The 12,534-nt window shown below is 71.6% G+C and carries 12 protein-coding genes; 9 read left to right on the top strand and 3 right to left on the bottom strand.

Annotated elements, in window-relative coordinates:
* Positions 1–2 precede the first annotated feature (2 nt).
* From ACE4Q9_RS09610 to mutM, 4 genes are all read left to right on the top strand, one after another.
* A complete protein-coding gene (locus tag ACE4Q9_RS09610; RefSeq protein ID WP_397983820.1) occupies positions 3–647 on the top strand; it encodes a YceD family protein in 645 nt (214 codons plus the stop codon).
* Between the two features lie 2 nt (positions 648–649).
* A complete protein-coding gene (gene rpmF, locus ACE4Q9_RS09605) occupies positions 650–823 on the top strand; it encodes a 50S ribosomal protein L32 (RefSeq protein WP_003951102.1) in 174 nt (57 codons plus the stop codon).
* A gap of 7 nt (positions 824–830) precedes the next feature.
* Entirely contained in the window at positions 831–1,670 is an 840-nt protein-coding gene (gene rnc / locus ACE4Q9_RS09600; RefSeq protein WP_397983819.1) for a ribonuclease III, read from the top strand.
* A 123-nt stretch (positions 1,671–1,793) separates the two neighbouring features.
* A complete protein-coding gene (gene mutM, locus ACE4Q9_RS09595; protein ID WP_397983818.1) occupies positions 1,794–2,654 on the top strand; it encodes a bifunctional DNA-formamidopyrimidine glycosylase/DNA-(apurinic or apyrimidinic site) lyase in 861 nt (286 codons plus the stop codon).
* Here the strand turns inward: mutM and ACE4Q9_RS09590 are convergent.
* Entirely contained in the window at positions 2,627–3,022 is a 396-nt protein-coding gene (locus ACE4Q9_RS09590; RefSeq protein WP_397983817.1) for a winged helix-turn-helix transcriptional regulator, read from the bottom strand. The two genes, mutM and ACE4Q9_RS09590, sit on opposite strands and share 28 nt — an antisense overlap.
* A gap of 104 nt (positions 3,023–3,126) precedes the next feature.
* On the opposite strand from ACE4Q9_RS09590, the gene ACE4Q9_RS09585 reads away from it, so the two are divergent.
* On the top strand, positions 3,127–3,711 hold the full coding sequence (locus tag ACE4Q9_RS09585) for a flavodoxin family protein (protein ID WP_397983816.1): 585 nt from the start codon (positions 3,127–3,129) through the stop codon (positions 3,709–3,711).
* A gap of 66 nt (positions 3,712–3,777) precedes the next feature.
* Here ACE4Q9_RS09585 and ACE4Q9_RS09580 read toward each other — a convergent pair whose 3' ends face one another.
* Positions 3,778–5,229, bottom strand: coding sequence for a CAP domain-containing protein (locus ACE4Q9_RS09580; RefSeq protein WP_397983815.1), 1,452 nt, complete (start codon positions 5,227–5,229; stop codon positions 3,778–3,780).
* Between the two features lie 133 nt (positions 5,230–5,362).
* Here ACE4Q9_RS09580 and ACE4Q9_RS09575 point away from each other — a divergent pair, with 133 nt between their 5' ends.
* The 4 genes from ACE4Q9_RS09575 to ACE4Q9_RS09560 all read left to right on the top strand — a co-directional run bounded on the left by ACE4Q9_RS09575 (position 5,363) and on the right by ACE4Q9_RS09560 (position 11,739).
* A complete protein-coding gene (locus tag ACE4Q9_RS09575; RefSeq protein ID WP_397983814.1) occupies positions 5,363–5,644 on the top strand; it encodes an acylphosphatase in 282 nt (93 codons plus the stop codon).
* Positions 5,645–6,017: 373 nt separating this feature from the next.
* A complete protein-coding gene (locus ACE4Q9_RS09570) occupies positions 6,018–6,221 on the top strand; it encodes a hypothetical protein (protein ID WP_023546484.1) in 204 nt (67 codons plus the stop codon).
* 241 nt (positions 6,222–6,462) lie between these two features.
* Positions 6,463–10,071, top strand: a complete 3,609-nt coding sequence (gene smc / locus ACE4Q9_RS09565) for a chromosome segregation protein SMC (protein WP_397983813.1) — start codon at positions 6,463–6,465, stop codon at positions 10,069–10,071.
* Between the two features lie 249 nt (positions 10,072–10,320).
* On the top strand, positions 10,321–11,739 hold the full coding sequence (locus tag ACE4Q9_RS09560; protein WP_397983812.1) for a sugar porter family MFS transporter: 1,419 nt from the start codon (positions 10,321–10,323) through the stop codon (positions 11,737–11,739).
* 238 nt (positions 11,740–11,977) lie between these two features.
* Here ACE4Q9_RS09560 and ACE4Q9_RS09555 read toward each other — a convergent pair whose 3' ends face one another.
* Entirely contained in the window at positions 11,978–12,316 is a 339-nt protein-coding gene (locus tag ACE4Q9_RS09555) for a hypothetical protein (protein WP_397983811.1), read from the bottom strand.
* Positions 12,317–12,534 lie beyond the last annotated feature (218 nt).

The raw sequence follows: 12,534 nt of genomic DNA, 5'->3' as shown, positions 1-12,534 counted from the left end.
GAATGGCTTCCAACGCCCGCCTCGACCACCGCAACCCCCTCGTGTTCGACACCCACGAGCTGGGTCGGCGTCCTGGTGCGCTACAGCGCCTGACCCGCGAGATCGACGCCCCCGGGGATCTCGGCATTCCGGGAGTCATCGAAGTGCCGGAAGGCACCCCGGTGGAACTCGGCCTCCGGCTTGAGTCGGTCATGGAAGGGGTGCTTGTCACAGGCACCGCCCGTGCAACGGCCAAGGGGGAGTGCGTAAGGTGTCTGGAGCCGGTCGAGCTGGAGCTCGAAGCGGACTTCCAGGAGATGTTCTCGTACCCTGACGCCGACGACCGGGGCCGCGTGATCGCGGAACCGGGCGACGACGCCGAGGACGACGAGGACAGGCTCTTCATCGAGGACGGTCTTTTCGACCTCGAACCAGTGCTGCGTGATGCGGTGGTGCTCGCACTGCCGATGCAGCCGGTGTGCCGGGAAGACTGCCCGGGTCTGTGCTCCGAGTGCGGAGCGCGGCTCGCGGACGACCCGGAACACCACCATGACGCCGTCGACATCCGTTGGGCGGCTTTGCAGGGACTCGCCGGCACCACCACGGACGGCGAGAAGGACGAGATGAGCGGCGCCGAAGCGGGCGTCGACGAGAAGCAGGAGAAGTAGCCGTGGCTGTTCCGAAGCGGAAGATGTCGCGCAGCAACACGCGCCACCGCCGGTCGCAGTGGAAGGCTGCGGTCCCCACCCTGGTTGCGTGCGAGCGCTGCCACGAGCCCAAGCAGCAGCACATCGCGTGCCCGTCTTGCGGCACCTACAACAAGCGCCAGGTCCTCGAAGTCTGAGCGGTTGGTGAGAGGCCCGATGACAGACGCGAATGCCGCTAGTCCCCGTCAGCGCGGGGGTAGTCCGCAGGCCTCGTCCCACACAGTTCTGGAAGGGCGGCTCGGCTACCAGGTCGAGTCCGCCCTTCTGGTGCGTGCGCTCACCCACCGTTCCTACGCGTACGAGAACGGCGGTCTGCCGACGAACGAGCGGCTGGAGTTCCTCGGGGACTCCGTGCTCGGCCTCGTCGTCACGGACACGCTGTACCGCACCCACCCCGACCTGCCCGAGGGCCAGCTGGCCAAGCTGCGGGCCGCGGTGGTCAACTCGCGTGCGCTGGCGGAGGTGGGGCGCGGCCTCGACCTGGGCGCCTTCATCCGGCTCGGCCGGGGTGAAGAGGGCACGGGTGGCCGGGACAAGGCGTCCATCCTCGCCGACACCCTCGAAGCGGTGATCGGCGCGGTCTATCTCGACCAGGGCCTCGACGCGGCGTCCGAGCTGGTGCACCGGCTCTTCGACCCGCTGATCGAGAAGTCCTCCAACCTGGGCGCCGGCCTGGACTGGAAGACGTCGCTCCAGGAGCTGACCGCGATCGAGGGGCTCGGCGTGCCCGAGTACCTGGTCACGGAGACCGGCCCCGACCACGAGAAGACCTTCACTGCTGCCGCCCGCGTCGGAGGCGTCTCGTACGGCACCGGCACCGGCCGCAGCAAGAAGGAGGCGGAGCAGCAGGCCGCCGAGTCCGCCTGGCGGGCCATCAAGGCCGCCGCGGACGAGCGCGCCAAGGCGGCGACGGCTGCGACGGAGGCCAGGCAGGCCGCCGTGCACGCCGTGAAGGACGACGACACGTCGTCCGCCACCGCCTGAGGACAGCTCCACCGAGCGCCCGCCCCACCGGCTTTGGACGGGGCGGGCGCTCGTCACATCCGGCGCCCTTCTGGTTCGCAGGGCGTCCTTCCGTTCCGTACCGCGTTTCCCACGGGGGTCCCGATGCCCGAGTTGCCCGAGGTCGAGGTCGTCCGGCGGGGGCTGGCGCGGTGGGTGGCCCATCGCACCGTCGCCGAGACCGAGGTACTGCACCCGCGCGCCGTACGCCGGCACGTGGCCGGGGGCGAGGACTTCGCGCACCGGCTCAAGGGGCATCACATCGGCGACCCCAGCCGGCGCGGCAAGTACCTGTGGCTGCCGCTGGAGGAGACCAACCAGTCGGTGCTGGCGCACCTCGGGATGAGCGGGCAACTGCTGGTGCAGCCGCAGGAGGCGCCGGACGAGAAGCACCTGCGCATCCGCATCCGGTTCGCCGACTCGCTCGGCACCGAGCTGCGGTTCGTGGACCAACGCACCTTCGGCGGGCTGTCGTTGCACGACAACACCCCCGACGGACTGCCCGACGTCATCGCGCACATCGCCCGCGATCCCCTCGACGCGCTGTTCGACGACGACGCCTTCCACCAGGCGCTGCGCCGCAAGCGCACGACCGTCAAACGGGCCCTGCTGGACCAGTCGTTGATCAGCGGCGTCGGCAACATCTACGCGGACGAGGCCCTTTGGCGCGCCCGCATCCACTACGAGCGTCCGACCGCCCACTTCACCCGTCCGGTCACGGCCGAACTCCTCGGCCACATCAGGGATGTGATGAACGCGGCGCTCGCCGTGGGCGGCACCAGCTTCGACAGCCTGTACGTCAACGTCAACGGCGAGTCGGGCTACTTCGACCGTTCGCTCGACGCCTACGGCCGCGAGGGCGAGCCCTGCCGCCGCTGCGGCACCCCCATACGGCGCCGCCCCTGGATGAACCGCTCCAGCTACTTCTGCCCGAAGTGTCAGCGGGCGCCGCGCGCCGCGTCGTAACGCTCGCGCGAGGCCAGCACCTCGTCCATCGCGCCCTCCACGCACTCGATGAGGGAGAGCAGGCGCCCGGCGACCTCGCGGCCGAGCGGGGTCAGCTCGTAGTCGACGCGGGGCGGGTTGGTCGGCTGGGCCTCGCGGTGCACCAGGCCGTCGCGCTCCAGTGCGTGCAGGGTCTGGGAGAGCATCTTCTCGCTCACGCCGTCGACGCGGCGGCGCAGCTCGTTGAAGCGCAGCGAGCCTTCGTACAGCGCGCCGAGGGTCAGTCCGCCCCAGCGGCCCGTGACGTTCTCCAGCGTGCAGCGGGAGGGGCACGCCTTGGCGAAGACGCTGTAGGCGAGCTGGTCGCGCTCCTCGGGACATCCGGTCATGACACAAGGATACGCCCACGCAGCGCTAACTAGCAGGTTGCACTAACTAGAAGTTAGTGCTTTCCTTTCTTCGCCGTTGTTGAGCTGCCCTTCCGAGGAGAGTCATGACCACCCCCGTTCTTTCCATCGCCTACCACTCCGGCTACGGCCACACCGCCGTCCTGGCCGAGGCCGTCCGCGCCGGTGCCGTCGAGGCGGGCGCCGAGGCGCATCTGATCAAGGTGGACGAGATCACCGAGGAGCAGTGGCGGATACTCGACCGCTCCGACGCGATCGTCTTCGGCTCGCCCACCTACATGGGCACCGCCTCCGGCGCCTTCCACGTCTTCGGCGAGGCGACCTCCTCGCGCTGGGCCGACCAGGACTGGCAGGGCAAGCTGGCCGCCGGGTTCACCAACTCGGGCTCCAAGAGCGGCGACAAGCTGCACACGCTCCAGTTCTTCCAGACGCTCGCCGCCCAGCACGGCATGCACTGGGTCAACCTCGGTCTGCTTCCGGGCTGGAACAGCAGCACCGCCTCCGAGAACGACCTCAACCGCCTCGGCTTCTTCACCGGCGCCGCCGCCCAGACCGACACCGACCAGGGCCCCGAGGGCGTGCACAAGGCGGACATCGCCACGGCCGAGCACCTCGGGCGCCGGGTGGCGGAGACGGCACGCACGTTCGCGCGGGGCCGCGCCGCCGCCTGACCCGGCCGCCGGGCGGGGGAGTCCGGCTCGGCCGCCGAACCCGGCCACCGAAGCCGGTCGCCGAACTCAGTTGCCGAATTCCGCCGTCCACCAGGGTCCGCCCGCGCCGAAGTGCACGCCGACGCCGAGGGTGTGGAAGGCGGGGTTCAGGATGTCGGCGCGGTGCTCGGGGCTGGCCATCCACGCCTTCACCACGGCCGCCGGGTCCGCCGGACCGCGCGCGATGTTCTCGGCGCCCAGGCCGCTGACCCCGGCCGCCGCCGCCCGGTCCCACGGCGACTTGCCGTCCGGGTCGGTGTCGGAGAAGAAGCCCCGCGCCGCCATGTCGTCGCTGAACGCCCCGGCCAGGTTCGTCAGCGCCGAGTTCGCGGACAGCGCGGCGAGGCCCGCCTTGGCCCGCTCGTCGTTGATCAGCTTCAGCACCTCGGCCTCGGCGGCGGCCTGCGCGGAGACGGTCACGGGCGGGACGGTCGGCGCGGGGGCTGCGGTCTTCGTCGGGGCCGGGCCCGGCTTCGCTCTGCTGGGGGAGGGCGTGGGCTCCGGCGCGGCGGGGGCGGCCGGGGTGGTCCTGGGCGCAGTGGGCTTAGCGGACTTCGAGGGGGCCGGCGAGGCGGGGGCCGAGCGCGTGGGCGACGCGGATTTCCCGGGCGCCGGGGACGAGGACTGTGTAGGAGCGGCCGGGGAGGAGAGCGACCGCCCGGTGCCGCGACCCGCCGCCGTACCACCGCCGCCGTTGTCCGTGCCGCCGGTGTCCGTGCCGCCGTTCTCCGCGCTGCCGGAGGTGCCGCCCTGCGCGTCCGCCGTGTTGCTGGGGGAGCCCGCCACCCGGACCCGGTCGCCGCCGGCGGTGTGACTGCTGCCGTCGAGGCGGTAGCCCTGGAAGCCCGGCACCACGCCCGCGGCCACCGCGGCGGTGCCCAGGGCGACGGCCACGCACATCCCGAGCAGCGTCATGCTCACCGCGCGCCCGGCCTGCTTCGGCCGCCGCTTGCCACGGGCGGGCTCCCCGGAACCAGCGGCACCCTCGCCGGCCGCGTCCGCCCCCGCGTACGGCGAGCCCGCGTCCCCCGCGAACGGCTCCGCCGGCCCGGCCGCGAAGAGATACGCGTCCGCCTTGGCCTTCGCCGCCGCGTACGCCTCGGGATTCAGATAGGGCGCGGTGCCCATCGGTATCGGCACGGTGGACACGGACGCCGGATCGTGACCGCCGGTCGGCACGGTGGCCTCGGCGGCCGGATCCTGACCGCCGGTCGGCACGGTGGGTCCGCCCGCCGGATGGTGGTTCCCGGTGGGCGTGGAGGCCGGGCCGTGGCTCCCGGCCGGCGCGGTGGGCGCGGACGCCTGATCGTGCCCACCGACCGGTGTCGTGGGCGCGGACATCGCATCGTCGGTCGCGGCGGTCGAGGCGCGAGGGGCGTCGTTCCCCGTGGTCGAGGCGCGCGGGTCGTCGCTCCCCGCGGCGCGGCCGGCGTCCGAGCGTCGGTGGCGTCCCATGACCTTGCCCTCTTCCTCGTACATCTTTGGTGCTTCGGGCTGCCCCAACCCACTCGATCGAGTGGATTTCCCCGGAGAGGCGCCCGCGTGCGGACGGTACCTCATGCCCTCCGAGGGCGATGTGTCCCGAACGACACCCGACGGTTAGGTTGCCCCCATGAGTGAGGATGTTCGACTGATCGCCTGGGTGCGCGGACACGTGCAGGGCGTGGGATTCCGCTGGTTCACCCGTGCCAAGGCGCTGGAGATCGGCGGCTTGAGTGGTTTTGCTCTCAATTTGGCGGACGGCCGGGTCCAGGTCGTCGCGGAGGGCGCCCGCGACCGCTGCGAGGGGCTGCTCGACTGGCTCCAGGGGGCCGACACGCCCGGCCGGGTGGACGGCGTCACCGAGATCTGGGACACACCCCGCGGCGGCTACGACAGCTTCGCGATCCGCTGAGCCGAAGCCGCCCGGCCCCGGCCGCCGCGCCCCCGCCCGCGCCGGCCGGGAGTGGAAACGGCCTGGTGGTTGCCAAGAAGGGCGTAGCGTGGCAGGCTCCGCAGGTACAGCTGATCGCTGCGCCCCAGGGCCCGGATGACTCGCTGCGCCGCCGTGCTTTTCCGGCCGCGCGCCCCGGTTCGCCCGCCAATACGGGGTGTGATCGTGTTGACCGTCAAACTTTTTGGTGAGACGCTGAAAGCCCCGCGCACCTTAGCTGTTTGGCATGAGAACAACAGCAGAGCAACACTCGGATGTGCCAAGCACCGCGGGTGCGAATCCCTCACGACCCACACCGCATCGGTCGGTCACTCAGTGTGGAGGACCATCCATCATGGCAAAGGCGCTTCTCGGTTACGTCGGCGGCTCCGACCCTCGACTCCTCGCCGAGATGCGACGGCTTCAGCAGCGTGTACAGGACCTGGAGTCCGAGCTGGTCAGGATCCAGGCGGAGAACGACGCGCTGACGGCTGCCGCTTCTCAGGACAGGATCATGGAGAGCATCGACGCACACCAGGCGGAGCCTGCGCTCACCTGATCGCTGCATCGCTGACAACGGCAGCGGTTGGGCAGCCCGTATCAACCGCTCGACAGATCGGACGACCGGCATCCGGGGCCGTCCATCAGAATCGCAAGGGACGCTTCGGCGTCCCTTCTTTCTTCCCCCGCGCATCCTTTCACCATCTTCAACATCTGGTGTGCCCTGCGCGTCCAGGAGTGAAACCGCGGTCGCCGGCGTTCATGGAGTGAGACAGCGGCGGCCGGTAGAGTCCAGCGGCGTGCACCTCAAGGCCCTGACCCTGCGCGGCTTCAAGTCGTTCGCCTCCGCGACCACCCTCCGGTTCGAACCCGGAATCACCTGCGTCGTCGGACCGAACGGCTCGGGCAAGTCCAATGTGGTGGACGCGCTGAGCTGGGTCATGGGCGAGCAGGGCGCGAAGTCGCTGCGCGGCGGCAAGATGGAGGACGTCATCTTCGCCGGCACCACCGGCCGCCCCCCGCTGGGCCGCGCCGAGGTGTCCTTGACCATCGACAACTCCGACGGGGCGCTGCCCATCGAGTACGCCGAGGTCACCATCACGCGGATCATGTTCCGCAACGGCGGCAGCGAATACCAGATCAACGGCGACACCTGCCGCCTCCTCGACATCCAGGAACTGCTCTCCGACTCCGGTATCGGCCGCGAGATGCACGTCATCGTCGGCCAGGGCCAGCTGGACTCGGTACTGCACGCCGATCCGATGGGCCGCCGCGCCTTCATCGAGGAGGCGGCCGGCGTCCTCAAGCACCGCAGGCGCAAGGAGAAGGCGCTGCGGAAACTCGACGCGATGCAGGCCAACCTCGCCCGCGTCCAGGACCTCACCGACGAACTGCGCCGCCAGCTCAAGCCCCTCGGCCGCCAGGCGGCGGTGGCCCGCCGGGCCGCCGTCATCCAGGCCGACCTGCGCGACGCCCGGCTGCGGCTGCTCGCCGACGACCTCGTACGGCTGCGCCAGGCGCTCGACGCCGAGATCGCCGACGAGGCCGCGCTCAAGGAACGCAAGGAGGCCGCCGAGCAGGAGCTGCGCAAGGCCCTGCACCGCGAGTCCGTCCTGGAGGACGAGGTACGGCGGCTCGCGCCCCGCCTCCAGCGCGCCCAGCAGACCTGGTACGAGCTGTCCCAGCTGGCCGAGCGGGTGCGCGGCACCATCTCGCTGGCCGACGCCAGGGTCACCAGCGCCACCTCCGCACCGCCCGAGGAGCGCCGCGGCCGCGACCCCGAGGACCTGGAGCGCGAGGCCGCCCGCGTCCGCGAGCAGGAGGCCGAACTGGAGGCCGCCCTGGAAGCGGCCCGGCACGCCCTGGACGACACGGTCGCGCACCGCGCCGAACTGGAGCGGGCACTGGCCGTCGAGGAACGCCGGCTCAAGGACGTGGCCCGCGCCATCGCCGACCGCCGCGAGGGCCTGGCCCGGCTGAACGGCCAGGTGGGCGCGGCCCGTTCGCGCGCCGCCGCCGCCCAGGCCGAGATCGACCGGCTGGCCACGGCCCGCGACGAGGCCCAGGACCGCGCAGTGCGCGCCCAGGAGGAGTACGAGGCGCTCCAGGCCGAGGTCGACGGCCTCGACGCGGACGACACCGACCTGACCGGGTGTCACGAGGCCGCGAAACGGCAGCTGGCCGACGCCGAGGCCGCCCTGACCGCCGCCCGTCAGGCCACCACCGTCGCCGAGCGCCGCCGCGCCGCGACCCAGGCCCGCCACGACGCCCTGGCCCTGGGCCTGCGCCGCAAGGACGGCACCGGCATACTGCTCGACGCCCGCTCGACCCTCACCGGCCTGCTCGGCCCGGCGGCGGAACTCCTGACCATCACCCCCGGCTACGAGATCCCCCTCGCCGCCGCCCTCGGCGCCGCCGCCGACGCCCTCGCCGTGACCAACCCGACTGCGGCCGCCGATGCCCTCCGCCTGCTGCGCAAACAGGACGGCGGCCGGGCGGCCCTGCTCATCACCGGCCCCGAAGACGCGCCGCAACGGGGCGCGGGGCGCTGTCCGGCATGCGGCTTCCACCGCGCGAGCGACCACGAAGCACCCGCGACCGGCAGTGGACCGATCCCCGCCGAAAACCTCGTCCGCGCCCCCGACGAGCTGATGCCCGCCCTCCGCGGACTCCTCCGCGACACCATCGTCGTCGACACCCTGGACGCCGCCGAAGACCTCATCCGCTCGCACCCCCACCTCACCGCCGTCACCGCCGACGGCGACCTCCTCGGCGCCCACTTCGCCCACGGCGGCTCCGCCGGCGCCCCCAGCCTGCTGGAGGTCCAGGCCTCCGTGGACGAAGCCGCCGCCGAACTCGCGGAGCTGTCCGTCCGCTGCGCCGAGCTGGCCGAAGAGGAGAACAGCGCGACGGAACGCCGTACCGCGGCCGCCGCCCTCGTGGAGGAGCTGGGCGAACGGCGCCGGGCGGCCGACCGCGAGAAGTCCACCGTCGCCCAGCGGCTCGGCCGCCTCGCGGGCGAGGCCCGCGCCGCCGCCGGTGAGGCCGAGCGCTCCGCCGCCGCTGCCGCACGGGCGCAGGACGCGCTGGACAAGGCCGTGGCGGAGGCCGGGGAACTGGCGGAGCGGCTCGCCGTCGCCGAGGAGACGCCGGTCGAGGAGGAGCCGGACACCGCGGTGCGCGACCGGCTCTCCGCCGACGGCGCCAACGCGCGGCAGACCGAGATGGAGGCCCGGCTCCAGGTCCGTACCCACGAGGAGCGGGTCAAGGGGCTGGCCGGCCGCGCCGACTCCCTCGACCGCGCCGCCCGCGCGGAGCGCGAGGCGCGGGCGCGGGCCGAGCAGCGCCGGGCCCGGCTGCGCCACGAGGCGGCGGTCGCGCGGGCCGTGGCCGACGGCGCCCGGCAGCTGCTGGCGCACGTCGAGGTCTCCCTCGTCCGCGCCGACCGGGAGCGCGCCGCCGCCGAGGCCGCGAAGGCCCGGCGTGAGCAGGAACTGGCCGCCGCCCGCACCGCCGGACGTGAACTGAAGTCGGAACTCGACAAGTTGACGGATTCGGTCCACCGCGGTGAGGTACTCGGCGCCGAGAAGCGGCTGCGGATCGAGCAGCTGGAGACCAGGGCGCTGGAGGAGCTGGGTGTCGAACCCGCGGGGCTGGAGACGGAGTACGGGCCGCACCAGCTCGTGCCGCCCTCGCCCCCCGCCGACGGCGAGGCGCTGCCTCAGGACCCGGACCACCCCCGCAACCAGCCGCGCCCCTTCGTGCGGGCCGAGCAGGAGAAGCGGCTCAAGGCGGCCGAGCGGGCGTACCAGCAGCTCGGCAAGGTCAATCCGCTGGCCCTGGAGGAGTTCGCGGCGCTGGAGGAGCGGCACAAGTTCCTCAGCGAGCAGCTGGAGGACCTGAAGAAGACCCGCGCCGATCTGCTCCAAGTGGTGAAGGAGGTCGACGAGCGGGTCGAGCAGGTCTTCACCGAGGCCTACCGGGACACCGCACGCGAGTTCGAGGGCGTCTTCGCCAGGCTGTTCCCCGGCGGCGAGGGCAGGCTCGTGCTCACCGACCCCGGCAACATGCTCACCACGGGCGTCGACGTCGAGGCGCGGCCGCCGGGCAAGAAGGTCAAGCGGCTGTCGCTGCTCTCGGGCGGCGAGCGGTCGCTGACGGCCGTCGCGCTGCTGGTGTCGATCTTCAAGGCCCGGCCGAGTCCCTTCTATGTGATGGACGAGGTCGAGGCGGCCCTGGACGACACCAACCTCCAGCGGCTGATCCGGATCATGCAGGAGTTGCAGGAGTCCTCGCAGCTCATCGTGATCACGCACCAGAAGCGCACGATGGAGGTGGCCGACGCGTTGTACGGCGTCTCGATGCAGGGCGACGGTGTGTCGAAGGTCATCTCGCAGCGTCTGCGCTGACCCATTTCAAGATCCACTGCAACCGTCGATCAAGATCACCTCACTCCCTGTTCATTTCTTGAACACGGAGCGAGGTGCTGTATCTCCTAACTCACAGCATTCCCCCTATTGACTTCGAAAGTTGAAGGCATAGTCTCTGCAACGTTGCTTTTTTCCTTCAGGTGTAAGTAGCGCGAACGTATGCGCCACTGGAGACCTGGAAGGGCTCACCCCACCCCGGCAGCGTTGCCGTGGCCCGAGGAGTTTCACGTGACCAGCACAGCGCAGGCACCTCAGTCAGGAGCCGGGACGGCTCATCCCGAACATCTCGGGCACGTCATCTTCATCGCCGCGGCCGCGGCCATGGGCGGCTTCCTCTTCGGCTACGACAGCTCCGTCATCAACGGCGCCGTCGAGGCCATCCGCGACCGCTACGACATCGGCTCCGCCGGGCTCGCGCAGGTCATCGCCATCGCCCTGATCGGCTGCGCCATCGGCGCCGCCACCGCGGGCCGGATAGCCGACCGGATCGGCCGTATCCGCTGCATGCAGATCGCGGCCGTGCTGTTCACGATCAGCGCCGTCGGCTCCGCGCTGCCCTTCGCGCTGTGGGACCTCGCCTTCTGGCGCATCGTCGGCGGATTCGCCATCGGCATGGCCTCCGTGATCGGCCCCGCCTACATCGCCGAGGTCGCCCCGCCCGCCTACCGCGGCCGGCTCGGCTCCTTCCAGCAGGCCGCGATCGTCGTCGGCATCGCCATCTCCCAGCTCGTCAACTGGGGCCTGCTGAACGCCGCCGGCGGCAACCAGCGCGGCCACCTCATGGGCCTGGAGGCATGGCAGGTCATGCTGGGCGTCATGGTGATCCCGGCCGCCCTGTACGGCCTGCTGTCCTTCGCCATCCCGGAGTCCCCGCGCTTCCTGCTGTCCGTCGGCAAGCGCGAGCGCGCCAAGGAGATCCTGGCCGAGGTCGAGGGCAAGGGCGCCGACCTGGACAAGCGCGTCGCCGACATCGAGCACGCGATGCGCAGCGAGCACCGCTCCACCTTCAAGGACCTGCTGGGCGGCGGCTTCTTCTTCAAGCCGATCGTCTGGGTCGGCATCGGCCTGTCGGTCTTCCAGCAGTTCGTCGGCATCAACGTCGCGTTCTACTACTCCTCGACGCTGTGGCAGTCGGTCGGCGTCGACCCGACGGACTCGTTCTTCTACTCCTTCACCACGTCCATCATCAACATCATCGGCACCGTGATCGCGATGATCTTCGTGGACCGGATCGGCCGCAAGCCGCTCGCGCTCATCGGCTCGACCGGTATGGTCGTCGGCCTGGCGCTGGAAGCCTGGGCGTTCTCGTACCACCTGGTCGACGGCAAGCTGCCTGCCACCCAGGGCTGGGTCGCCCTGATCGCGGCGCACGTCTTCGTCCTCTTCTTCGCCCTGTCCTGGGGTGTGGTCGTCTGGGTCATGCTCGGCGAGATGTTCCCGAACCGGCTCCGCGCCGCCGCGCTGGGCGTGGCCGCCGCCGCCCAGTGGATCGCCAACTGGGCGATCACCGCGAGCTTCCCGTCGCTGGCCGACTGGAACCTCTCCGGCACGTACATCATCTACACGGTGTTCGCCGCCCTCTCCATCCCCTTCGTCCTGAAGTTCGTCAAGGAGACGAAGGGCAAGGCCCTGGAGGAGATGGGCTGAGCCCCGTAACCCCGAGGCGTCCCCGAGCCCGGGGAGAAGGGCCTTCAGACCCCGCTGCCCCTCTCCCCGTATCTCCCCTCGCCCCCGGACCGGCCACTGCCCGGTCCGGGGGCGAGGGCTTTCACCCGCCCGCCCGGCGCCCTGGAAGAGGCCCCGGTCGTACCGCTCGGCGTCGGCCGGGGATGCCCCTGGTCGGCGGCCCACGAGGTGAGCGCGGCGAGATACGCGCAGTGCGTGGTCAGGGTCCCGTCAGCGCCGAGAGGACGTCGAAGGCGGACTCGTCCGCGACGGGGGAGCACACCGCCCATCCCCTCGAACACGCGTCCAGGTGCGACGGGTGCACCACCGTGACCGACCGGCGCTCGCGCACCGCGGGCAGCGGAAGCGTCCGCACCCTCGGCACCTCGATGGCGAGGGTCCGCCGCAGCTCGTCGTGAGCGACCCCGGCCATCACATGGACGACGGCCGTGTCACCGCCCACCCGCACACCGGCCGGCGCCTCGTGCCGGTCCTGACCGCGTACGGCGACGATCACCAGGTCCGCGCGCTCCACGAGCTCCTGGTTGCCGGCGCACACCTGCATCCCCTCGGAGCGCCCGGTCGGCTCGACGGCCGTTCCACGCGTCCTTCTCGGTGGCCGCCGTCATCGCCGACGCGGCGTGCGCCACAGCAGTACGAACGCCAACGCGCCCGCGGGGCAGGGGGCCACCTGGGCCGGCCCTGACGTCCGCCCCCCGGCGTCAGCTCCCGCACCGCGTTCGAGGAGATCCTCGCGGCTCAGCCCGCCGCCGCCGA

The organism is Streptomyces sp. AM6-12 (genome assembly GCF_044327085.1).
In the GTDB taxonomy this organism is placed as follows: Bacteria; Actinomycetota; Actinomycetes; order Streptomycetales; family Streptomycetaceae; genus Streptomyces.
Note: the sequence above shows the minus strand (reverse complement) of the source record. Positions and strands in the feature narration are given on the sequence as shown.